26 protein-coding genes and 1 pseudogene are annotated in these 22,419 nt (G+C 58.8%); 19 read left to right on the top strand and 8 right to left on the bottom strand.

The window, feature by feature from the left end; translation table 11 throughout:
• Nucleotides 1-24: 24 nt before the first annotated feature.
• The gene (locus tag BS629_RS34375; protein WP_018245410.1) at nt 25-270 is read left to right on the top strand and encodes a hypothetical protein; all 246 of its coding nucleotides are present in this window, start codon (nt 25-27) and stop codon (nt 268-270) included.
• Nucleotides 271-453: 183 nt separating this feature from the next.
• On the opposite strand, the gene BS629_RS39055 is transcribed toward BS629_RS34375, so the two are convergent.
• Nucleotides 454-609 carry a hypothetical protein gene (locus BS629_RS39055; RefSeq protein ID WP_155256966.1) on the bottom strand — a complete coding sequence of 52 codons (156 nt, stop codon included), beginning with the start codon at nt 607-609 and terminating at the stop codon, nt 454-456.
• Nucleotides 610-963 carry a hypothetical protein gene (locus BS629_RS34370; RefSeq protein WP_018245409.1) on the bottom strand — a complete coding sequence of 118 codons (354 nt, stop codon included), beginning with the start codon at nt 961-963 and terminating at the stop codon, nt 610-612.
• Between the two features lie 91 nt (nt 964-1,054).
• Between BS629_RS34370 and BS629_RS34365 the strand changes: the two genes are divergently transcribed.
• The 15 genes from BS629_RS34365 to BS629_RS34295 all read left to right on the top strand — a co-directional run bounded on the left by BS629_RS34365 (nt 1,055) and on the right by BS629_RS34295 (nt 12,760).
• Complete coding sequence (locus tag BS629_RS34365; RefSeq protein ID WP_018245408.1) at nt 1,055-1,594, top strand: hypothetical protein; 540 nt, start codon at nt 1,055-1,057, stop codon at nt 1,592-1,594.
• 3 nt (nt 1,595-1,597) lie between these two features.
• Nucleotides 1,598-2,260, top strand: a complete 663-nt coding sequence (locus BS629_RS34360; RefSeq protein WP_018245407.1) for a lytic transglycosylase domain-containing protein — start codon at nt 1,598-1,600, stop codon at nt 2,258-2,260.
• Entirely contained in the window at nt 2,257-2,556 is a 300-nt protein-coding gene (locus tag BS629_RS34355) for a TrbC/VirB2 family protein (protein ID WP_077988792.1), read from the top strand. The genes BS629_RS34360 and BS629_RS34355 overlap by 4 nt, the downstream gene beginning before the upstream one ends.
• A gap of 5 nt (nt 2,557-2,561) precedes the next feature.
• Nucleotides 2,562-2,900 carry a VirB3 family type IV secretion system protein gene (locus tag BS629_RS34350; protein ID WP_018245405.1) on the top strand — a complete coding sequence of 113 codons (339 nt, stop codon included), beginning with the start codon at nt 2,562-2,564 and terminating at the stop codon, nt 2,898-2,900.
• Entirely contained in the window at nt 2,893-5,259 is a 2,367-nt protein-coding gene (locus tag BS629_RS34345; protein ID WP_018245404.1) for a VirB4 family type IV secretion/conjugal transfer ATPase, read from the top strand. The genes BS629_RS34350 and BS629_RS34345 overlap by 8 nt, the downstream gene beginning before the upstream one ends.
• Complete coding sequence (gene virB5 / locus BS629_RS34340; RefSeq protein ID WP_018245403.1) at nt 5,259-5,957, top strand: P-type DNA transfer protein VirB5; 699 nt, start codon at nt 5,259-5,261, stop codon at nt 5,955-5,957. The genes BS629_RS34345 and virB5 overlap by 1 nt, the downstream gene beginning before the upstream one ends.
• Nucleotides 5,954-6,178 (top strand): EexN family lipoprotein, encoded by a 225-nt coding sequence (locus BS629_RS34335; RefSeq protein ID WP_018245402.1) that lies wholly within the window; start codon nt 5,954-5,956, stop codon nt 6,176-6,178. Before virB5 ends, BS629_RS34335 begins: the two co-directional genes overlap by 4 nt.
• Before the next feature lie 3 nt (nt 6,179-6,181).
• Complete coding sequence (locus tag BS629_RS34330) at nt 6,182-7,102, top strand: TrbL/VirB6 family protein (protein ID WP_027690921.1); 921 nt, start codon at nt 6,182-6,184, stop codon at nt 7,100-7,102.
• Nucleotides 7,103-7,154: 52 nt separating this feature from the next.
• The gene (locus BS629_RS34325; protein ID WP_018245400.1) at nt 7,155-7,439 is read left to right on the top strand and encodes a hypothetical protein; all 285 of its coding nucleotides are present in this window, start codon (nt 7,155-7,157) and stop codon (nt 7,437-7,439) included.
• A 1-nt stretch (nt 7,440) separates the two neighbouring features.
• The gene (locus BS629_RS34320; protein ID WP_018245399.1) at nt 7,441-8,112 is read left to right on the top strand and encodes a VirB8 family type IV secretion system protein; all 672 of its coding nucleotides are present in this window, start codon (nt 7,441-7,443) and stop codon (nt 8,110-8,112) included.
• Nucleotides 8,109-8,966, top strand: a complete 858-nt coding sequence (virB9, locus tag BS629_RS34315; protein ID WP_018245398.1) for a P-type conjugative transfer protein VirB9 — start codon at nt 8,109-8,111, stop codon at nt 8,964-8,966. Before BS629_RS34320 ends, virB9 begins: the two co-directional genes overlap by 4 nt.
• Before the next feature lie 9 nt (nt 8,967-8,975).
• Nucleotides 8,976-10,151, top strand: coding sequence for a type IV secretion system protein VirB10 (gene virB10 / locus BS629_RS34310; RefSeq protein WP_018245397.1), 1,176 nt, complete (start codon nt 8,976-8,978; stop codon nt 10,149-10,151).
• Nucleotides 10,152-10,157: 6 nt separating this feature from the next.
• Nucleotides 10,158-11,189: a P-type DNA transfer ATPase VirB11 gene (gene virB11, locus BS629_RS34305; protein WP_018245396.1), complete on the top strand. Its 1,032-nt coding sequence runs from the start codon at nt 10,158-10,160 to the stop codon at nt 11,187-11,189.
• Between the two features lie 96 nt (nt 11,190-11,285).
• Nucleotides 11,286-11,741: an NUDIX hydrolase gene (locus tag BS629_RS34300; RefSeq protein ID WP_018245395.1), complete on the top strand. Its 456-nt coding sequence runs from the start codon at nt 11,286-11,288 to the stop codon at nt 11,739-11,741.
• Nucleotides 11,738-12,760 carry an extracellular catalytic domain type 1 short-chain-length polyhydroxyalkanoate depolymerase gene (locus BS629_RS34295; protein WP_018245394.1) on the top strand — a complete coding sequence of 341 codons (1,023 nt, stop codon included), beginning with the start codon at nt 11,738-11,740 and terminating at the stop codon, nt 12,758-12,760. Before BS629_RS34300 ends, BS629_RS34295 begins: the two co-directional genes overlap by 4 nt.
• 441 nt (nt 12,761-13,201) lie before the next feature.
• Here BS629_RS34295 and BS629_RS34290 read toward each other — a convergent pair whose 3' ends face one another.
• The 3 genes from BS629_RS34290 to BS629_RS34280 all read right to left on the bottom strand — a co-directional run bounded on the left by BS629_RS34290 (nt 13,202) and on the right by BS629_RS34280 (nt 14,977).
• Complete coding sequence (locus tag BS629_RS34290) at nt 13,202-14,083, bottom strand: DUF1236 domain-containing protein (protein ID WP_018245393.1); 882 nt, start codon at nt 14,081-14,083, stop codon at nt 13,202-13,204.
• Nucleotides 14,084-14,184: 101 nt separating this feature from the next.
• A complete protein-coding gene (locus BS629_RS34285) occupies nt 14,185-14,580 on the bottom strand; it encodes a DUF1236 domain-containing protein (RefSeq protein ID WP_018245392.1) in 396 nt (131 codons plus the stop codon).
• A gap of 130 nt (nt 14,581-14,710) precedes the next feature.
• A complete protein-coding gene (locus tag BS629_RS34280; protein ID WP_018245391.1) occupies nt 14,711-14,977 on the bottom strand; it encodes a BON domain-containing protein in 267 nt (88 codons plus the stop codon).
• 253 nt (nt 14,978-15,230) lie between these two features.
• Here BS629_RS34280 and BS629_RS34275 point away from each other — a divergent pair, with 253 nt between their 5' ends.
• Nucleotides 15,231-15,512: a DUF982 domain-containing protein gene (locus BS629_RS34275; RefSeq protein WP_026188665.1), complete on the top strand. Its 282-nt coding sequence runs from the start codon at nt 15,231-15,233 to the stop codon at nt 15,510-15,512.
• A gap of 520 nt (nt 15,513-16,032) precedes the next feature.
• On the opposite strand, the gene BS629_RS34270 is transcribed toward BS629_RS34275, so the two are convergent.
• A complete protein-coding gene (locus BS629_RS34270; RefSeq protein ID WP_171820914.1) occupies nt 16,033-16,941 on the bottom strand; it encodes a nucleotidyltransferase and HEPN domain-containing protein in 909 nt (302 codons plus the stop codon).
• A 363-nt stretch (nt 16,942-17,304) separates the two neighbouring features.
• On the opposite strand from BS629_RS34270, the gene BS629_RS34265 reads away from it, so the two are divergent.
• The gene (locus BS629_RS34265; protein ID WP_018245388.1) at nt 17,305-17,721 is read left to right on the top strand and encodes a UPF0158 family protein; all 417 of its coding nucleotides are present in this window, start codon (nt 17,305-17,307) and stop codon (nt 17,719-17,721) included.
• Nucleotides 17,722-18,216: 495 nt separating this feature from the next.
• Here BS629_RS34265 and BS629_RS34260 read toward each other — a convergent pair.
• Nucleotides 18,217-18,447 (bottom strand): annotated as a pseudogene (locus BS629_RS34260) (methyltransferase); the annotation flags it as partial.
• Nucleotides 18,448-18,536: 89 nt separating this feature from the next.
• Here BS629_RS34260 and BS629_RS34255 point away from each other — a divergent pair.
• Entirely contained in the window at nt 18,537-21,197 is a 2,661-nt protein-coding gene (locus BS629_RS34255) for an AAA family ATPase (RefSeq protein WP_018245386.1), read from the top strand.
• Between the two features lie 912 nt (nt 21,198-22,109).
• Here BS629_RS34255 and BS629_RS38770 read toward each other — a convergent pair.
• Complete coding sequence (locus tag BS629_RS38770) at nt 22,110-22,382, bottom strand: hypothetical protein (RefSeq protein WP_130813555.1); 273 nt, start codon at nt 22,380-22,382, stop codon at nt 22,110-22,112.
• Between the last annotated feature and the right edge of the window lie 37 nt (nt 22,383-22,419).

Raw genomic sequence — 22,419 nt, 5'->3', positions numbered from 1 at the left:
GACCTGCAAGCGAGGGGAAAACGCATGCTCGACATGATCATCAAGAATAGTCTCGAGGTCGTTGATCGCACCGAACGCGTGATCGATGCGGCGAGGCGACTTCTGGGAGCAGGACTCGACGAGGTCGAAGCCTATCGGCTTCACGTTGAAATCGAAAAGTTGACGGACGTCGTCTTTGTCATGGACGAGGCTGCCCGGCTTCTGCGACGGACCTTCGAGCTTCGGCCAGAAATTGCCCGCTACGCCATGGTGAATTGGACGATCCACTGAGGGTTGAACCCCTCGGATGAGGGCAGGAACAGGCGCGCCTCACGCGGGTGAGGTGCCCCCGCAAGCCTTCGTTTTTCTGTTCAGTCGGGCGCCGCCTTTATGCAATTGGAACGCCTCCCCAACGGCAGGATTCTTTCCCTTTATGAGGAAGACGGCGCCTGAGATGGCTGGATTGCCATCCGATCAAACGGTGTCATCCTCGGCAGGAAAGGGATGATCCATCGCCTTCCATTCTTCAGCTGGCATCGATCGACCGCCACCATGGGTCGCTGCAGGCGTTGCACCGATATCTTGAGCGACGGACTTTAGACGACAAAAATCGTCACTTAAATCGGTCATTCATCCGGCTCCGAATGAGCTCAGTTTCTCCAGGAGCGCTTGTGAAATCTCGAACTGGCGTGCTGTTCCACGACCCATCGAGTTCTTCACGATCGTCTCGTCGAGCATCCCCCGTTTCACCAAGAGATCGACCGTCTCCTTGACGCCGGTGCGTGTCAGAGCGGTAATTTCCATGATACTGGAAAGGGTTAACTTCTGGTGTGCCTGGTTCATGCTGTAGAGGACAGTCATCATGCCGACCTGTTTCAGCCTTGCCTGAGGTGTCTCGTCTTCGAGGGGATGATCGAGGATTTCGTGCAGGATGAGACCTGAGAAAGCCAGATTGCGCCATTGGGTTTCGAGTGCTCTTGTCATGCCGTTTTACTGTGTTATATAAATCAGTATAGATTGTTGTACAGGCAAGCCACCTCTTCCGCAACCGAATGTCCTCTGGAGGGTCGTGCTCATGAAAAACCTTCTCGTCAACTCGGTCGTCGCGGCCTGCTGCCTGGCGCCACCCTACCTTACTTCACCTGGCAAGGCGCAAGCAAATGAGTGGGGCTGCGAGGTTATCCTGTGCCTTTCCAACCCCGGAGGCCCAACGCAGTTCGCGGCATGCCGGCCGTCGATCCAGAAACTGTGGCGTGAGCTTGCCGAGGGGCATTCCTTCCCGGCATGCAGCGGCGCCACCTTCCACAGTTCGCGCCCGGGCTATGAGCCCTATTACTGCGAAACCGGATACCGGGTGAAGACCGATTATGGTCCGCGCGGGCAAGAAACCATCTGCGTGTCGGCGGCCCTCCAGCCAGTGAGCGACGCGTTATGCCACGATGTCGGTGAGAGCCGCAGTTCCGGCGACGGCTCGGTTTTGTCCCCGCGATGGCAACGGTCGGATGGTGGGCGCCGATGCATGGGCTATCCGACGGCCCGCCCGAAGGTGAGAGCGCAGCCCCACTATGTCGACGTGACGATCGATGGGATGGCGACGCAACGGGTCTGGTACTGATCGATGGCCGTCACTTTCATGGATCTCGCCCAGGATTGCGCGCCCATGGTGGAGGTCAGGACGCTCGCCGCCGTCATCAGTCTCGAAAGTGGTTTCAAGCCTTTCGCCATTCGCATCAACAGCGGCCCGCCGCTAGAGCGTCAACCCGCATCAAAGGCTGAGGCAATTGAACTCGCGACCTCCCTCGTTGCCAATCGTCAGGACATTCAGATCGGTCTTGGCGGCATTGGCGAGGCGGAACTGCGCAGGCTCAAGCTATCGATTTCGGATGCGTTCGATCCCTGTGTGAACCTCAAGGCGACGGCCACCCTGCTCGACGGCTATTATCGCCTTGCCTTGCGTTTCGGCGCCGATGCGAAGCAGGCCGAAACAGTGATGCTTCAGTCCTATTACGGGCATGACGATCCGTCGGTTGGCAAGATGGTCAGATATGACGAGCAGGTCCGCCAGGAAATGGGGCGACTGCCTGCCAGCCTGGGGTCTCTCACCATCGTCGAGCTGCGTGACGAAGCGCTTCGCGCCGAGCCGTCACCCAGCCGGGAGGCGTCCGCGGTCGAACAATTCCCTCCCCAATCCGGTGAAGCCGCATCGTGGGACGTCTTCAACGCCCGGCGCTCATCCCAGGTTCTCGTGTTTCAAAAAACTCGATCGGAGCAAAGCCAATGATCTCGAAAGCAAACCTTCGCCCTGTGGCGGCCCCTCTCCTGATGGCCGCAGCCATCGTCGCCTGCCTGGTGGAGCCTGCCTTTGCCCAGGCAGCCGGCGTCGAAACCGTCCTGCAGAATATCGTCGACATGCTGACCGGCAACATCGCTCGGTTGCTCGCGGTCATCGCCGTCATCATCATCTGCATCGCCTGGATGTTCGGCTACATGGATCCGCGCCGCGCCGGCTTCTGGATCATCGGCATCGGCGGGATTTTCGGGGCGACGGAACTCGTCAATACGATCGTCGGAAGCTGATCATCATGCCGACCACCGCCGCGATTGAGGAGGACACCCTGTTCCTTGCCTGTACCCGCCCGGCGATGATCGCCGGCGTGACGATGGAGGCGATGGGCTTGAACGTCATGCTGACGACGATCCTTTACATCACCGCCGGATCGATCGCCTACGCGCTTGTCGGCGTCGTCTTCCATTTCATATTCCGAACACTCGTCAAGCACGACCACAACATGTTCCGCATCCTGATCTCGTGGATCGAGACCCGCGGCCGGTCGCGCAACGCCGCCTTTTGGGGCGGCGCGACCCTCTCGCCCCTGACGCTCATCAGGCGCTATGACGAAAAGGATCTGAGCCTTGCCTAGCATCGCAACGCTTCGCTCGCGCGAACTCGGGCCCGAGACCTTCATTCCGCACGTCCGTCATGTCGATGAGACGATGATTGCCCTCGAATCCAGGGCGCTGATGGTGATGCTCGCGCTCGAAGGCATATCGTTCGAGACCGCCGATGTCCTGGATCTCAACAGTCTGCACCGCGATCTCAATACGCTCTACCGCAACATCGCCGATGAGCGCCTGGCGCTCTGGACGCATGTCATTCGTCGTCGCGACAACACCTATCCGGAGGGAGAGTTCGCCAATTCTTTCTCGCAAGGGCTGAATGCGCGCTACCGCGACCGCATGGTCGCGGAGGATCTGTTTCGAAACGATCTTTACCTCTCGCTGGTCTGGCATCCGGGCCGGGATCCCGCCGAAGCAGCAGCCAGGCTGCTTTCACGCCTGCGCAGGGCGCGCCGCGCCGGCATCGAACTCGACGAAGATGCCTTGAAGCATCTCCGCGACAAGCTATCCGACGTGACCGCCGGGCTGAAACGCTTCGAGCCCCGGGTGCTCTCCCTCTACGAGCAGGACGACATTCTCTTCTCCGAGCCGAGCGAGGTCCTGCATCAGATCGTCGGCGGCCGGCGGGAGCGCGTTCCGCTGACGGAGGGCCGGATATCCTCGGCGATCTATTCGGATCGGGTGATCTTCGGGCGTGAGACGATCGAGATCCGTCATGAGGCCGAAAGCCGCTATGCCGGCCTATTCGGGTTCAAGGAATATCCGGCGACGACCCGCAGCGGAATGCTCGACGGCATCCTGACGGCGCCGTTCGAGCTCATCCTGACGCAGTCTTTTGCCTTCGTCTCGAAAGCCGATGCGCGCACGATCATGGGTCGCAAACAAAACCAGATGGTCAGCGCTGGCGACAAGGCGGCGTCGCAGATCGAAGAGCTTGGCGATGCCATGGACGAGCTGGAGTCGAACCGCTTTGTCCTTGGAGAGCACCATCTGGCGCTGTCGGTCTTTGCGCCTTCGGTGAAGGAGCTTGCCGACCACATGGCGAAAGCACGCGCCTATCTCACCAACGGCGGGGCGGTCGTCGCCCGCGAGGATCTTGGGCTCGAGGCGGCATGGTGGGGGCAATTGCCGGGCAATTTCCGCTATCGCGCAAGATCGGGCGCCGTCACGTCGCGAAATTTTGCAGCGCTCGCCCCCTATCATTCCTACCCCACCGGCAAGAAAGACGGCAATGAATGGGGACCGGCCGTCGCCATGCTGAAGACTGCTTCCGGCTCGCCCTTCTATTTCAATTTTCATCATAGCGACCTCGGCAACACCTTCGTCTGCGGCCCGTCCGGCTCCGGCAAGACGGTGCTCTTGAACTTCATGCTCTCCCAACTCGAAAAACATGATCCCCACATGGTCTTCTTCGACAAGGACCGCGGAGCCGACCTCTTCGTGCGGGCAGCAGGCGGCACCTACCTGCCGCTTCGAAACGGCGTTGCCACCGGCTGCGCGCCGTTGAAGGCACTTGAACTGACGCCTGAGAACAGAGTTTTCCTCGCCCGCTGGGTCGGCCAGCTGGTCGGGTCGGCGAAGCGCGAACTCACGGTCTTGGAGCTGCGCGACATCGCCTCTGCCATCGATGGCCTGGCGGACCTGCCGGTGGACAGGCGCTCCATCGGCGCCTTGCGCACCTTCCTCAACAACACCGATCCCGAAGGCATTGCCTCAAGGCTCAGGCGTTGGGAGAGGGGAGGACCGCTCGGCTGGGTGTTCGACAATGAGAGCGACGACATCGGGATCGGCGCCAAGTTCATTGGCTACGACATGACCGACTTTCTCGACAATGAGGAAATCCGCACCCCGTTGATGGCCTATCTGTTCTTCCGCATCGAGCAGCTGATCGACGGGCGTCGGATCATCATCGTCATTGACGAGTTCTGGAAGGCTTTGCAGGACGAGGGCTTTCGCGATCTCGCGCAGAACAAGTTGAAGACGATCCGCAAACAGAACGGGCTGATGTTGTTTGCGACCCAAAGCCCGCGCGATGCGATCGTCTCGCCTATTGCCCACACGATCATCGAGCAGTGCCCGACGCAGATCTTCCTTCCCAACCCGCGCGGCGACCATGGCGATTACGTCGACGGGTTCAAATTGACGGAGCACGAGTTCGAGCTTGTCTCCCGCGAGCTTTCGGTCGAAAGCCGCCGCTTCATCCTCAAGCAGGGTCACAACAGCGTCGTCGCCGAATTGAACCTCAGGGGTTTCGATGAGGAGCTCGATATTCTGTCCGGCCGCACAGCCAACATCGAACTTGCCGAGGCGATCCGGGCGCAGGTTGGCGACCGTCTTGAAGACTGGCTGCCGCTGTTTCAGCAAAGAAGGAGGACGGGTTGATGGAAAGGCTCAAAACAGGGTTTGCTCTGGTGTTGATGGCGGCACTCGTGCCTGTTGGAACGGTGTCGGCACAGGGCATTCCAGTGATCGATGAGACGGCGATCGCCAAGCAGATCGAGAGCATCACCCAGCTGAAATCCCAGCTCGACACGCTCAATCAGCAGCTTCAGCAGGCTCAGCAACTTTACGCATCGCTGAACAAGGTCACCAATATGGCCGATGTCGCCGGGCTGCTGAACGATCCCTCGATCCGCAAGGCATTGCCGCAGGATTTCAATGCCATCGAAGGGCTGCTCAAGGGCAATGGCACCGGTGTCCTCGGCAATTCCGCCTCGAAATTCCTTGATGATAATTCCACCTATCGCACCAGCGCCAATGATTTCTATGCGCAGGAATTGGCGCGCGCCCAGAACCAGAATGCCGGCCAGATGAGCCTCGGCCAGCAGATCTACGATGCCGCCACCAAGCGTATCGACGGCATCGATCAGCTGCGCCAGCAGATATCAGCTGCCGCGGATGCCAAGGATATCGCCGATCTTCAGGCACGCCTGCAGGCCGAAACCGCGTTTCTGCAAACCGACGTGCTGCGCATGCAGGCTCTCCAGATGGTCCAGCAGGCACAGGTTCAGGTCGACGACCAGCGCAAGGCCGAGGACTGGCGAAAGCGCCTGGATGCCATGGGGGAGGCGCTTAAATGAAACTTCTCCTTCTTGGCATCTTCACACTCACCCTTTCCGGCTGCTTCGGCCAGGGAGACAGGATTTATACCGTCGACGAGCTGATGGCTGATGAGGCCCTGCTGGCGAAGATCACAAGTGAATGCCGCAACAACCCCGGCACCCTCCGCCAGACGCCGAATTGCCAGAACGCGGAGGCGGCGCACTGGAAGCTGTGGCTCCGCACTACGCCTGGAGGCTGAGCCATGTACCAGGTCTTCAGCTTCGTCGATGGCCAGTTCAAGTCGCCTCTGGAGAATTTCATCTCGTCGGGCACGTCGAACATCGCCAGCTGGATCAGCGGTCCGCTGACTGCGGCGCTGACGCTCTACGTCGTGCTCTATGGCTACCTTGTCCTGCGCGGCTCGGTCCAGGAGCCCATTCTCGAATTCGCGTTTCGGGCGATGAAGCTTGCCATCATCGTCATGCTGGTGCGCAACGCCAGCGAGTATCAGACCTACGTCACCAACATCTTCTTCGAGACGCTGCCCCGCGAGATCTCACAGGCGCTGAACTCGGGAACGGCGCCGAGTGCCTCCACTTTCGACAGCCTGCTCGACAAGGGCCAGAAATGCGCCAAGGAAATCTGGGCGCGTGCCACATGGCCGGCCGACATCGTCACCGGCATCGGCGGGATGATGGCGATCGGCGCGAGTTTCACCGTGGCGGCGATCGGTTATATCGTCTCGCTCTATGCCCGGCTGGCGCTTGCCATCGTGCTGGCCATCGGCCCGATCTTCGTCGCGCTTGCGATGTTCCAGTCCACTCGTCGTTTCACCGAATCCTGGATCGGTCAGCTTGTCAATTTCGTCATTCTCCAGGTCCTGGTCGTCGCAATCGGTTCACTGCTGATCAGCTGTATCGACACGACCTTCACGGCGGTCGAAAGCTATACCGACGTCATGATGCGCCCGGTCGCCCTTTGCGCCATCTGCCTTGCGGCCCTTTACGTCTTCTATCAGCTGCCAGGCATTGCCTCCGCGCTCGCGGCGGGCGGGGCGTCTTTGATCTACGGCTATGGTGCTGCCCGAGACGCACACGAAGGCACGCTTGCCTGGGCGGCCTCGCATGGTGCCCGAGCGGTTGGACGAGGCGCCCGTTCCGTCAGCCGCCGCCTCAGATCCTGAGGAGCCGAATGATGACTTCTCCACGAAAAACGTTTCAGAGGTTTACGTTCAAATGATCCGCATCTTCTTATCGCTTTTCATTGCCATGGAGCTCACGGGCTGCGCTTCGGCCTCCCACCCCTTGCCCAAATGCGACGGCTATTCACGCCGGCCGCTCAACCGCGCCATGTGGCAGTGGGAGGACGACAAGCCTGCCAAGCAGAGTGGCTCTGATAATGTCCCGGCGACGGCGGCCGGCCAGGCGACTTCCTATAGCGAAGAGCCGCCGACGGAGGAGCCTGCCGCCTTCGCGCATTTCGATGCCGTGGGGTCCTATCGGCCGTGCCGGGGGCGGTGACATGGTGAATACGGACAGTCTGAAAGACTATTTCGACAAGGCGCGCCGTTTCGATCAGGATCGGCTGGTCCAGGTAGAACGCTCGGCGCGCATCGCCTGGTCAATCGCGATCGCCGCCAGCGTGCTTGCCGCCACTTCGATCTTCGCCGTTGCCGGGCTGACGCCCTTGAAAACGGTCGAGCCTTTCGTCGTTCGGGTCGACAATTCGACCGGCATCGTCGACGTCGTCTCGGCGCTGACCTCGACGGCCGGCAGCTATGACGAGGCGGTGACCAAATACTTCGCTGCCAAATATGTGCGCGCCCGGGAAGCCTATGTCTGGAGCGAGGCCGAGGAGAATTTTCGCACCGTCGCGCTCCTCTCGACCCAGCCGGAACAGACGCGCTTTGCTGCGATCTACCGCGGCGGCAATCCGGACTCTCCGCAGAATATCTATGGGCGCAGCGCAACGTCACGCGTCAACATCGTCTCGATCTCGCTGCTCAACGCCAATGTCGTGTCGGTGCGCTATACCAGGACGGTCACCCGCGGTGACGATGTCCGGACAACCCACTGGGTTGCAACGCTCACCTTCTCCTATGTCAACGCGCCGATGTCCTCGACCGACCGGCTGACCAATCCGCTTGGTTTTGCTGTCAGCGACTATCGCGCCGATCCGGAGGCCATCAATTGAAGCAGAGTTCCCTGATCGCCCTGGCCCTGGCCGCCGGCTTTTCCCAGGCAGCGTTCGCGCTCGACATCCCGCGCGGCGCATCGCAGGATAGCCGTGTCCGTTTCATCGACTATCAGCCCTATAACATCACCAAGATCGTCGGCACCTTACGCTCCTCGGTGCAGATCGAGTTCGCGGCCGACGAGGAGATCGCCCATGTGGCGCTCGGCAACAGCGTCGCATGGGAGGTGGCGCCGGCCGGCAACATCCTGTTCCTGAAGCCCCGCGAAAACCAGCCGGTGACGAACATCTCGGTTGTGACGACAAGGCGGGACGGCTCGACACGCAGCTACCAGATGGAGCTGACGGTTCGCGACGGCACGGTCGAGGCGGGGCAGAACACTTATTTTTACGTGAAGTATCGTTATCCCACTGACGAGGCCGAACGCAGGAGACTTGAGACCGCTGCCCGCGCGCAAGCGGCTCAGGCCGGCGAAGCGGACAAGGTTCTTGCCCTTCACGAAGCCTATGGGCCACGCAACTGGCGCTATTCGGCTCAAGGCTCCGCGGCATTGGAACCGCAGGCGGTCTACGACAATGGCAAGGTCACCACCTTCGCCTTTGCAGGCAACCAGGAAATGCCGGCGATCTACATGGAAAATTCCGACGGCAGCGAGACCCTCGTGCCGAAGTCCGTCGAGAACAACGTGGTGCTTGTGCACGCGATCAGCCGCAAATTCATCCTGCGCAGGGGAAGCGACGTCCTCTGCGTCTTCAACGAGGCCTATGATCGTATCGGCATCAATCCCGATACCAATACGACCTCACCCTCTGTCGAGCGCGTCGTGAAGACGCAAGCTGCGACAGGGCAATAGGAGGACGTCATGGCCGAGGAAGACAACAGCACCCACATTCCTGGTGAGCGCGCCGAAACGAGCACGGCTAGGGGCCTCGAGAACAATCCGGCGGTGAGACGTGGCGTGGTGGCGCTGGCGATCGTCGCTTTCGTCGGCTTTGCGCTCTGGTCGATGCGCGGGCAGGAGAAGCCCGCCGACGGGGTCCAGCCCGAGCGCGTCGTCATCCGTCAGACATCCGATTTCGAGCCGGCCAAGGAGCCGGTCCAGCCGGTCGCCGCGCCGCCGGAAAACCTCCTGCCAACGCCCGGCATGCCCGAGCAGACGGGCGAGGATGAGAAGCTCCTCGACGCCGCCCGCCGTGCGCCGGTCATCGCCTATGGTGGCGAGAAATCACCGCCGGCCCATCGTCAGGACGAAGATGCGAGCACTGACGCTAACTCAAACTACCTGCCGCTGGGAAACAACCCGGGCAATCTCTCTGCCCAGGCGGAAAACGAGGACCAGCGCTTCAATCGGATGTTGACGCCGACCCAGTTGCAAGGCTCGCGCGCCGGCACGCTCGGAAATCGCGACTTCATCGTTGCAATGGGCACCTCCATTCCATGCGTCCTGGAGACGGCATTGTCCTCCGACCAACCCGGCTTCACGAGCTGTGTCATCAACCGCGACGTCCTGTCGGACAATGGCCGCGTCGTGCTGATGGAGAAGGGCACGCAGGTCGTCGGCGAATATCGCGGCGGCCTTCGCCGTGGCCAGAAACGCCTGTTTGTCCTCTGGAACCGGGCAAAGACGCCGAAGGGGGTAATCATTACGCTGGCGTCGCCGGCAACCGATGCCCTCGGGCGTGCCGGTGTCGACGGCTACGTCGATACCCATTGGTGGGAGCGTTTCGGCAGCGCGATCCTGTTGTCGATCGTCGGCGACGCGACTTCCTACGCCAGCAGCCAGCTGCAGGATAGCGATGTCGAGGCAGACAACACGACGAGCGCCGGCAAGCAGGCAGCGACCATCGCCGTCGAGCAGTCGATCAATATTCCGCCGACCCTGTTGAAGCATCAAGGAGAGCTGGTCTCGATCTTCGTGGCGCGTGATCTCGATTTTTCGAGCGTCTATCGGCTTCGCGTGAGCGAACCGCGCAACCGCATCTACGATCGGGCGGTTCTTGGTGACTTCAGCCGCGCCTCCACCCTGGTCACGAAATAGACCGCCATGAAAGAGGGAGCCGATTCCGGTGTCGTGCGCGAGCTGCTGGTGCCGCTGTCGCCCTTCCTGGGTGACAAGTCGCTTTACGAAATCATCATCAATTGGCCGACCCAGGTGGTCACCGAGGGCACAGCCGGTTGGCAATCCCACGATCTGCCAGAGCTGTCGTTCGATAAGCTCATGCGGCTGGCGCGGGCTGTCGCGAGCTTCTCCAACCAGGCAATCGACGAAACCCGGCCCATCCTCTCGGCCACACTGCCCGGCGACGAGCGGATCCAGATCGTCATCCCGCCTGCCACGACGAAGGGAACTGTCAGCATCACGATCAGAAAGCCGTCGTCCGTGTCGCTGAGCCTGAACGATCTTGATCAAGGCGGCTTGTTCGCCGAGGTGGCAAGGGAAGACGCGGACGTTTCTGCAATCGACCGTAGGCTCCTGGATCTGCATCGAACCGGCTCATACCAGGCATTTCTTCGAGAAGCGGTCTATGCGCGCAAGAACATCATCATCTCCGGGGCAACCGGTTCCGGCAAGACGACGCTTTCGAAGGCGTTGATCCGCCATATCCCTTCGAGCGAACGCATCATCTCCATCGAAGACACGCCCGAGCTCGTCATCCCGCAACCGAACCATGTCCGTCTCTTCTACTCCAAGGGTGGCCAAGGGCTGGCAAAGGTCGGGGCAAAGGATCTGCTCGAATCCTGCCTGCGCATGCGACCGGATCGCATTCTTCTGCAGGAACTGCGCGACGGCACCGCGTTCTACTACATTCGCAATGTAAACTCCGGTCATCCGGGCTCGATCACAACCGTGCACGCCGATTCTGCCCGGCTTGCTTTCGAACAGCTGACACTGCTGGTGAAGGAATCCGAAGGCGGGAGAGATCTGGAGCGAGACGACATACGCGAGATGCTGAAGATCGCAATCGACGTCATCGTCCAATGCAAGCGTATCGATGGCCGGTTTCGGGTGACTGAAATCTACTATCGGGCCGCCGCGGGAACCAAGACCGTCGATGTTGCTCGCAGTGATCGTTGAAACTGCTGACGCCTTCCCACACGCCAGGACTGAAGCAAACTGGACTCTTGAAAGTCTCCCAGCTAGCTTGCGCGGGCTTCGAACCGGAGGCGGACAATGCTCAACGAAGACGCCCAGGCGGAACTTACGAAAACCCTGTTTGGTCGCGATGTCGCGCAGGCTGGTGCTCTCTGCTACCGTAGGACCGAAGGCGGTGGACTTGATATCCTTTTTGTAGGCAGCCGACGGAACGGCCGCTGGGGCATTCCAAAGGGGCGCGTCGAAGATGGTGAAGCCAGCAGCGCTGCGGCGCTAAGAGAGGCGTTCGAGGAAGCCGGAGTGGTCGGCATCGTCGACGAGACCGTGTTCGGTTCATTTTCGTATCGAAAGGACACGGGTCCCAACCACTACCAGGTGGCCGTCCATCTTCTGCAGGTTTTAAGGATCGCGGACGAGTTTCCCGAGAAAAGCATTCGTAAGACACGATGGTTTCGACTGAAAGACGCCGTGCGCGACGCCGCCCAGCCAGGTCTGCGAACGCTCTTGTCGCGGGTTGAGAACCTGGACCCATGAAGCTCGGTTTCGGCAGATCGCTGTTAAAGGCCCTCAGAGCCCAAAAGAAAATCAGCAAGCAGATCGAGAAAGTTGTCAAAGCGACCCGAGGCAGAACGAAACGTAAAACATCCCGTCCCCCGAAACCGATATTAGTCGAGACAACCGCGTTTGGAAGCAATCCGGGCCGCCTGGTGATGAAATCCTCTGTCCCGACGACGCGGCTGCCGAAGAACCCCGCTCTTGTCGTCTTGCTTCATGGCTGTCATCAGACTCCCGAAAGCCTGGATGCCGCGGCCGGCTTCTCCAAGCTCGCGAAAGAACGCGGTTTCGTTCTTCTTTATCCGCAGCAGAAGAGAGCAAACAATCCGCAAAATTGCTTCAACTGGTTTCGACCCAGCGCGGTGGCTCGAGACCGCGGAGAGGTGCGTTCAATCAAGCAGATGATCGAGCACATATGTGAGCGACATCGCGTTGACCGTTCGAGGATCTTCGTCGCTGGGCTGTCCGCCGGCGGGGCGATGACGGGCGCCCTTGTAGCTAACTATCCCTCCTTGTTTGCCGGCGCCGCGATCATCGCCGGCATGCCATTCGGATCTGCCCGTGACGCGATGTCGGCCCTGCGCGCGATGAAGTCAGGTGCGATGCCGCCACTAGGCGGATGGGGACGACCCATCGCTGAGATTTCCCCGGAAGCCAAGGCATGGCCTGCGATAACCATCTGGCAGGGCATGGAAGACCGGGTGGTCAAGCCGGTCAATGCGCTCGCGTGTGTTGCCCAGTGGCTCGAAGTCCAAGGCATTGGAGAGAGCAGCGGCCGTTTGGAGGAAAAACCCTGGGGCAGGTTGCAGTCGTGGAAGATGAGCGGCCAGCTGAAAGTGGCCCTCTATTCGGTCGCCAATATGGGCCACGGGCTTCCGATCAAGAAGCGCAAGAGCGTCACCGCGCTACGATCTGGAGACCCCTACGTGATCCCGGTTGAAATCTCAGCTCCAGCGGAGATGATGCGGCTGTGGGGTTTGTCGAGGTTTCGAATATAAGCAGCTTGCAGCAAGTTCGGCGGTAGCTGGCAAATTCGCTCCCAGGAAGGGTGCTACGAATACACCGTCCCGCGGGCAACGAAACGCCAGGCTTGCATTCGAACAGCTGACACTGCTGGTGACCCGCGCCCTCCTGCAACCCCTCGCTATAGGCGCCCGTCCGCCATGGGGCTTCGGCCAACCACGCCGCCCACGCTGACATAACGCGTGATCGCTTCCTGTCCCCCTGCTTTGAGCCCCGAACCAGGGCATCCTATTCGATCGGGCACCTTTCCTCGCCATACGAAGATGATACAAATCCTCGGATAATAGGTCCTGTGTACCGAGCTTTCGTATCGTGCCACCTTCGATGTTCCAACGCCAGATTGCCCATACCGTGCTGACCGCGCGCGGAATTTCGCACAGCGCCCCGGCGGCGGATGGCCGCCGAGGCGCTGGCGGTTATGCCGCAATGATGTAGACGATGGTGAATGCAGAAGGATCGACGATGACGATCCGCCCGTCGGCAAGGATGAAGAAGCGGTAGCTTTCATATTGCGGAACGATCTTCACGATGCGCGGCGGTAGCGGTTCCAGCCGTACCTTTTTCGGGATCTTCACCCCGACGGAAACCGTGAAGTCGACTTCCTTCACCGGCTCGACATGGACCTCCTTCACCACAGTGCGAATTTCAGTCTGCTGCTCGACCGAGATGTTGACGTTGGTCTTGGTGTTCGTCTGATTGTTTGTCGTGTTATTGTTATTGACGTTTGTTTCAGACGAGCTTTTGTTGGTCGTCGACGAATTCTGATCGGTCGACTGTTTGGACGCATCACCGCTCTGCGTGGGGGTGCCGCTATCCGTGCCCTCTGCAGGCTTGGCATTTTGCGTGCTGCTCTTCGTACCTGAAGTGGCTGCGCCGCTGTTATCGGTGGTGCCGGACTTGGCGGTGGGCTTCTGTTCGGTCGTCGTGCCGCTACCGGCGTCTTGCGATCCAGGCTTGGTTTCCGTCGAAGCCTTGCCGGAGGCGCTTCCACTCGTCGAAGACTTGTCCTGGGAAGGCTGCTCGGCGCTCTTCTGGGTATCCGAGCCCTGGCCAGATTTCTGCTGCGATGATTGGCCCTTGCCTTGCGGGCAGGCTCCCGACGCGTCGGGGGTGCAGTCGGTGCCGGTTCCGGCGGCGCTGGAGCCGGACTGCGAACCGGAGTCCGTGCCCGTCTGAGAACCGGATTGGGCCTGGCCGCTGCTCTTGGTGTCCTGCTGGGCTGCTGCCGGCAATGTTGCAAGGGGCGACACGCTCAGTGACAACGCTGCCATGAGCATGGTGAGATGGTTGCTTTTCATGATCAATCTCCGAGAATTCGGGCACGCGATGCCGCCTCGCATTCTCATGCGTCGCATGCGTGCCCTCACTGTTAGAAAAACGGCCTAAGCCGGTCCGTCGGTCATTGGATGACCTGGACGACCTTTCGGGAAGAAGGTTCGACGATCACACGCTGATCGTTGACGATCGCGTATGCATATTTCGGATCATCGGGGACTGGTGTCACGACAACGGTCTCCGGCAGGGGCTGTCCTACAACCACCTTCTCCTTCACCACGACGCGTTCGGTCGGGGCCGGAGCCTGCTGGACATAAGTGATCACTTTCTGAGGCGGCGGATCGATGACGCTGCCTGCCACGCCGCCGACGATGCCACCGACAGCAGCACCCACCGGACCACCGACAATCGCGCCCGTGGCAGCTCCGCCTACCGCACCTGTCACCGTTGACGACTGCGCGAAGGCTGACGTCGATACCAACAGGATGCTGGCGGCAATTCCTACTGCTTTGATATTCATCTGTTTTTCTCCTTTGACGCGGTTGGTTCCGGTGGAGGGCGAAACCGTCAAACAGAAAAACTGTTCCAGAGCTGGGACTTCGTGCCGGGGCTACATCGGACCTTGGTCTCAGCCCGTATGGATACCGCCACTACTGCATGGGGAAACGGCTCAACATCCGGTCCTGGACGTTTTCCTGGCCGACGATCATCGCTGCGATTGAGATGGCTTTGTCGCGGTCTGGAGCATTTGTTATGTAGCCTTCGAGCAGAACGACGGGGCCAAGCATCCTGATCTCGATGGCACTGCTGTCAATGTCAGGATCGACGGAAAGAGCTGCTGATATCGTTGCGATAGTGGAGGCCGCACTGTGGCCTTCCGAACAGCGGTCTTCATGACTATTGGGGCCGAACTTCATACTCTCCTCCTGTTCCGCCCCTCCACGGAACTTCATGTTACCTCAAGCCTGATATGAGAAGCAGGTCCTGGGCCGGCCAGTCCGACTTAGGTCCGTCTTCCACTCGGCGCTATCCGACTTAAATTTTGCTCATCCTTGTTGAAAGGACACCAGGGAGGTTTTAGCGATGTTGCTGTATCCAGTCAGAACCTCCCTGGTGAAGCGTTGCCGATCCATGTCCGGCGTCGCATTTTAGGAATAAAGGCGGCTATTCGTGCAAACGGTCGGTATAGTGGATTGGCATAGAAGCGAAGATTTCGCTCCCCTGATGCTTGTGATGAGCGGACAAGAAAAGCATCGGCTGATACGATCACTCCGTGAGGTTGCCGAGGCTCTTGTCGCCGCCTGGCCGACAGACGATGGCAAGGAATACATCGCGGCGGTAAGAACATGTCTCGATGCCATTAAAGGTAATATCCCAGCAAAGGCAGCGCGTACCGCACTCCTTCGCGCTGCGGAGGAAGCCGGAATTCCGGTGATTGCCGTCGTCCGCTGACGGGAAACCTTTGCCGACAGTCGGCGCCAGTGTTGTCGTCGCAGGGCCTTTTTTATTTCGGTTTAAGATGATCGGACCGTAACCGCTGCTCCGCTCCCACCTTGTCCTCGCCGCCCCAATCCGTGATCGCCTTCCATGATGAGCAACCGGAGTTTCTCCATGGAACTGCACGCGGCACAGTGGGCACGATCTCTCATCCAAACGGATTATTGAAATCACCGGTCAGGTCTAGATTTGGAGCAGATTTCCGGCGACCCCACACGAAATGGTCGTGGATTGGGCTCGATCTTCGCGACGGATTCTCTCTTTTAAAAGCAGATGTGGCGGTGCAAAGGAGCCCTCATGGCTGGATCCATGTCGTCGGATGACGCTTGAAATTCAGCCCAGGCGTAGGTTCACCCTCGGGCCAATTGAAGCCATCTTTAAGCTTGGATCTAGCCTTCGGCCTTCCACCTATCGCGACCCGGGGCGTACTGAGGGCAAACGATTTCACCGATCAGTAACGTGAGCCACACCACTGCTAGTGGCTGTCGTGTTTGAGCTTTTCGAGGTGCTCGGAGCAAACGGCCCCGACCAATTCAAGCAGGACGGTCGTCCGCTCACCGAGCCAAATCAGCGCCTCCTCGCTGATCTCGTAATGTTTCGAATAGCGCGCCTTCACATAGGCCTCGTTCAATGTATTGAACCAAGCGCGTTCCTTGTGCTGATCACGTGGAAAGGCTTCGGCCAGCCGGCGGTCCTGCTCCTCGGCGAGTGAGCGAAGGAACTTGATGTTGTGCGATGGCGGGCCATAGTTGGTGAGGGTGAGCAGAACGCAAGAATATGCTTGCTCGAGGGATTGATGAAGTTCGAAAGCAGCATTCTCTGCATATCCACGATCTATCGCCAAGTGGCCTATTTCCAAGAAACGAGTTGCCGCTCGAAACCGTTGGTCAAAATGCTCCTTCGCGACGCGAAGCCGATCCTCTATCGAAAGCGGCTCGGGCTCCGCCAGTGGCTCATCGTCCAATTCATAGAGAACGATGCCCTCCTTGCGAATGTCCGAGAAGAAATACTGCCCCTCCTTAAGGTAGGTATTCACCTCGCGTCTGGAGTGGACGATGAAGCTCACCGGCGTTTCGATCGACTTGTCCCGGATCAGCCGATCCGCTGCCTTGTGCCAGTATTCGGCGAACTCGCAGAGCTTGCGGTTGTTGACTATGATCAAGAGATCGAAATCGGAGCGATACCCCTTCATGGTGAAGGGTTCATCCACCCATCCGCCCTTGGCGTAGGAGCCGAACAGAAGAATCTTCAGGATCCTGCCGCGCTTCTTGAAGTCGGCCGTGCCTTCCTTCAGCGCGTCCTCGAATTCCTCATGCAGGATTTCGAGGACCCGGCCGAGCTCTCGATGCTTGCGAAGCGGCATATGATCAAGCGACGATTTCATGAGCAATCGATAGGCGAAAGATTTCGTAGCGTCTACTCGCAGTTTTGAGAGGCAATCTACAGGAAGTAATCCACATCTAAGATCGCGTCCTTTCGAGGATCGCGTTGATCGAAGGTGACCATGAATGCCGATCCCTGGGCAGGTCGACGCAAACACTCCCCGAGGTGACCCTGGCGGACGGCGGCGTCGCTTTGGCTTTACCTCCCGATTCATTCATCGCACGTTTTCGATCTAACGGCTTCACGCAGGCAGGCGGAGCGCAAGCAGTTCTCCCATTGCAAGCACGGGAGACGCCCACGTTTGCGCCCGATTTGGGACCGAGTTATATCTTGCGACGACAGGCTGGTGAGGGGCAGGACGGGAATGGCTGTGGACTTCAGCGAGCTTCTGGACGCGTTCGAATTCGTGAGCTCCGTCGGAATCGGCGAAAACACGGCTTTTCTATGCAAGGAGACAGGCAAGATCTACTGGCATTCGGACTGGGCGGACGATGTTGAGGAAATACCTGACATCGAGGACAGCGAAGAATACATCCGCATTCCGGAGAAGAAAGAACTGGATCTTGGCAAGCCGCTCGTGCTGAAGTTCGCTCGCCACCACTTGCCCGGCGATAGCGATAAAGTTCTGGAGATCTTCAGCCGGGAGGGTGCCTATGCCCGCTTCAAGGACCTGTTGGAGCAGAGGCACGCCATCGATCGGTGGTACGCATTCGAGAGGAAGGCCACGGAAGAGGCTTTGAGGACCTGGTGCGACGACAACGACATCGAAGTCAGTGGTTGAGGTTGGCTCAGGATCCGACTGGCCCCCAGCGAACAGGAGCCTGAAGTGTTTCCCGCACAGTTTACTGCGTCACGTGGCATGAATCGAACGTCGTGCGACGGAAATCTCTATTGCTCTTTGACTCACGAATCGACTCTGAGCAAATACAAATTGCTGAATTTGCCAGCATAGCCATCGATAACCGTTACTTATCGGTAGCGATGAGGTACGGAAACCGGCGTCCGGATGACAGAAATAAACAGGCAATTCATTTCCTTTTACGCGATTTAAGATGTTAATTCAAATGGTTAATTGTTGACTAAGATGGCGAGGGTGCCATGGGGGCCTCGGGGCAACTTGCCTTTGTGGCTTTCCAAGCTGAACACCCATCCCGCAATTTGGACCTAACCGCTTCACCTTGGGACAGGGGAGGGCTGTTAAAGGCCGGACATTGGTGAGATAGCCGCGGAAGCGGTAGAGCCGCCGCTGATGTACCTATCCGGGTGCGGTTTCCGCTCAGTCAGGCTTGAGGCCGATCACCATCGAGTCCGGCCCCAGGCAACGGCTCGAGCGTGTGGATACGAAACCGGCGTCGCGCATCCAGGCCTGGCAGTCGGCGCCGTTGTAGTCGAACCCACCGAGGGTCTCGATCAGCATGTTCAAGCTCATCAGCAGGCCGAAGGCGTTGCTGCGGCGCTCGTCGTCGATGATGGCGTCATAGACGATCAATGCCCCGCCGTTCGGCAGTTTCGAAATTTAACTAATACAATTTAGAATGTATCGAAAATGGCGCGCTCAGTTTTCGGTTGAAATGCGGGAAGTTCTTGGGGGGAGATATGGCGTCAGCCAGGCAAGATTTTGAACGCTTTATCGCTTGGCTTCATGAGCCGGAGAGGGAGATTCCGTCGAATGTACGTCGTCTAGTCAATTTGGCGTTCGCGAATTTCGACGCTTTGGCGCAGACTTCCCGCAATCGCAGCCAGCGCTCGGTTTATCTTACCGGGTTGGCTCGTGCGGCGCTTGCTCAATCGACTGACGAGGCGCCCATTCCTCAACTCGCCCCGGCAAATGGGGCTTGGCCGTGGAGGCGCTTGGGGCATCTGACGCTTGGCCCGTTCCGTGGTTTCCGCACACCCGAAGACTTCGATCTCCAGAAGCGGATCATCCTATTCTATGGCCCAAATGGTACCGGCAAGACCAGTTTTTGCGAAGCACTGGAGTACGCGCTGCTCGGTGCAGTTGAAGAGGCTGAAAACAAGCGCATCGATCCCCAGGTCTATCTCGCTAACATTCATGAGAATCGATTCGTCCGCCCTACACTAACAGCTTGCGACCACCAGAATCGCGAAGTCGATGTGCACGCGAATGCGGAAGCCTTTCGCTTCTGCTTCGTCGAAAAGAACCGAATAGACGCATTCTCGCGCATCGCAGCGAGGCCCGCTGGCCAGCGGTCAGAATTGATTGCCACCCTGTTTGGTATGGACCAGTTCAGCGACTTCGTCAGCCAGTTTAACGAGAGCATGGATGGCCAGCTCGTTCTCGAACCTGAAAAGGAGCGCGAGTTAACGGCGCGTCGCGAAGCGCTGGCGAACGACCAGACCACCGTCGAAGGGGACGAACAATCGCTGGAGGTTCTGGACACGGAAGAGGCCGACTTGGCACGCGGCTATTCGGCAGAAATGACCTATGCCGGTTTGAAGCAGTTGATCGGCAACGACGAAGTTAAGGGTCGCTTGCAGGAACTGGAAGGCATTCTCAATGCAGTCCCACCCGCCCTCATTGGTGCAACGCGCGATGGTCTTCTTGAAGCCTTCGAAGCGGCCGAGGAACGACACGAACAGGTCGGCAGGATCGAGGCAGCCTTGGCGGAGCGAAGCGCGCAGGTTTCGTTCATGGACCTCTATGCCTCCGTGCTCGCTCTTCGAGAGACTGAGGGTGATCGTTGCCCCGCCTGTGATACGCCATTGAACGGAGCGATACACGTCGTCACCAATCCCTATGAGAAGGCACAAGCGGGTCTGGACCAACTGAGAGACCTCGCCGAGCTGCAGGAGAACCTCGCGACCTCTCAAGCGGAACTCGGAACTGCTTCGCGGGCCCTGCGCCAGCAAATGTCTGCCCTGAACCGGTTCGTTGCTGCCCAACGGGAAGAAGAGACCGCGATCGGACTCTATCTATCGGACCTGCCGGCCGAACCCGCCGGCGCCTGGTGGACACCCCTTCAAAAGGAGCATCCACAGGAGGAAACGGTATTGCTTGAACAGCTGCTTACGGTCGCCGACAGAGTGGCGGCGCAAGACACCGCCTCAGCCCTCGCCCAACAAGAACGGCAGAAAAATATCGAAGAGCGCGATGGATTGAACGGTTTCCGTTTGGCGGTGCAGGCCCAGGATCTCAAGCGTCAGCAGCATGTCGATAACGTTGCCGCTGCGAAGGTCCGAATTGCCGAGTTCGATGAGGCCAACGCTGAACTGATCGCCCAAGTCGCCCAAGAGAGACTGGACATTGACCGCGACGTTCCAATCAAGGCGGCTTACGACCGCTTTCTAACTGAAATCCGGAGTTATCGCGAGCAACTGCCGGGTGGGCTCATGGCTGGTCTCAACGATATGGCCATGACCCTCTATAATGAGTTCAATCGAAATGACCTTGACGCGGACAAGATCGCGGAAATGCATCTCCCCCTAACGGGCGAGGACAAGATCGAAATCGTCTTTCGAGGCAGGCCCGGCGCGCGGGTGGACGCGTTGCATGTCTTAAGCGAAGGTCACATTCGGTGCCTCGGGCTCGCGATTCTACTTGCCAAGGCGAAAAGCATTGAGAGCCCGCTGGTGGTGTTCGACGACGCAATCAACGCGATCGACCACGATCATCGCGGCGGCATCCGGGAAGCTATTTTCGAGAACGACAACTTCCTGGACATGCAGCTTATCGTCACCTGCCATAGCAACGAGTTCATCAAGGACATTCAGCAGCACCTGCCCCAGAGGCAACGAGAACACTGCAGTGTCATACTATTCCGTCCTCACACGGGCGACTATCAGCCGCGGGTTACCCGGAATGTCCCCATCGCGAACTATGTCGCGCAAGCTCGAGCAGCCAAAAATCTCTTGAACGACAGAGAGGCATTGGCCGCGTCACGCCAGGCGCTCGAAATGCTGACAGAGAAGACTTGGCGATGGCTGGGCAGTCACGATTTGGGCCTCTTGACGCTTCAACTTGCCGGAGTAGATGCTGAGCCACGGTTGCGCAACGTCTGTGACGCGATACTCCGCAAGCTCCGGGACGCCGCCGCCTTCAATCACGCAAGCAAGGGCCGGCTGATTGCCGCTTATGGTAGGATTTTGGGTATCCCGGACGCCAACCTCGTTTGGACCTATTTGAACAAGGGGACGCATGAGGAGGCGGACCGGGACGATTTCGACGGCGACGTGGTTGAGACTGTCGTTCAGACTCTCGAAGCACTAGATGCAATCGAGCTGCGCCGGGGACGGTAGAGCGCCGCGATATGCGATGCCTCCGTGTGTTGCCGGCGCAGTAAATTCACAGGGCCGTCGTTGGTGAAAGATGCTTGAGGCGAGGCGAGAAGTGATCGCTGCTGGCCTCAGCTATCCTGGATGGAATCAGAACTAATCGTGCATACCGCCAATCCTACGCCCTCCACCTGCATGAAGAGCGATTTACGCCGCCTTTTCAATGGGCATTGCCTTGCCTGCCAGGGAACCGGAATCCAAACCAGACTCGGGAAAGGGTTCTCAAGCACAACTACTGCCAGAGAATTGGCTATGCCCGGGATGTTTGCGAACGAAGTTTCAAATCTTGCGGTGGACGACGCTCTTTCCGAAAATTCCTACGGCTCGCCGTCCGGGTTGGGCCGGCGAATATCATAGGCACCATGATCACGCGAGTTACAAACTCGGATCGAGGCAGCCACCGTCCTGGTTTTCTCCTCGATTTGAACCAACCGTGATTTGCGAGCAGTACAACTCCGCCGACGCGACGGCGAAGCGTACACTGAAGCTGCCCAAGGAATTTTCGTTCTCGCCCTGGGAGATTCGTAAGTTCGTGTTGGCGTACCCACATGGAAAGCACCTGATAGATTACAGGGTAGCGAAGGCAATCTACTCGGCGCTATCACAGCCGGTTACGACTCCCGTGTTCTGGGGAGAGTGATTGGCCAGGCCAACATTCTGGACTGGATGATCACACGATCACTGATATTCAATACGGCAAGTGCGATCTCCGGGCGCCGCTGCTCGCTCGCCTGCAGGCTTTTTTATGGCTGAGGTCGACGCGTTAAGAAGACGGCCAAATTGGAGCGGTGCACGATGACGTCGCAGGCGAGTTCCACGCACTGTTCGTCCAGCGTCAGGTCGCCATTCTGCACCAAGGCGCTCGCGACCCAAGCTTCATGCGCGTTCAGCTTGCCGCCGTCTTGATTTTCGTTTTCGATCCTGTGGAGAGAAGTTGAGGAGAAACGGTTTGTGACGGACGGTTAAGGTTAAACCAGAGCGTTCATGTTCATGTTCAGAAACTATCGCCAGCGGGTCAAAACCACAGGCGTTGATGATGATTCTGGGACGCTCCTGCACGAGCTTTGCTTCGAGGAAATGCTCATGTGATGCGGATCGCTCCTTGAGGTCTGCGATCTCCCATTTGGCTATGAATTCTTCCGGCGTCATCTGCCGATACAGCCTCTTACGTCATGCAAAAAAAATT

This window comes from Rhizobium leguminosarum bv. viciae USDA 2370, from assembly GCF_002008365.1.
In the GTDB taxonomy this organism is placed as follows: Bacteria; Pseudomonadota; Alphaproteobacteria; order Rhizobiales; family Rhizobiaceae; genus Rhizobium; species Rhizobium leguminosarum.
The sequence above is the reverse complement of the archived record's forward strand: the minus strand, read 5'-3'. Positions and strand labels throughout refer to the sequence as shown.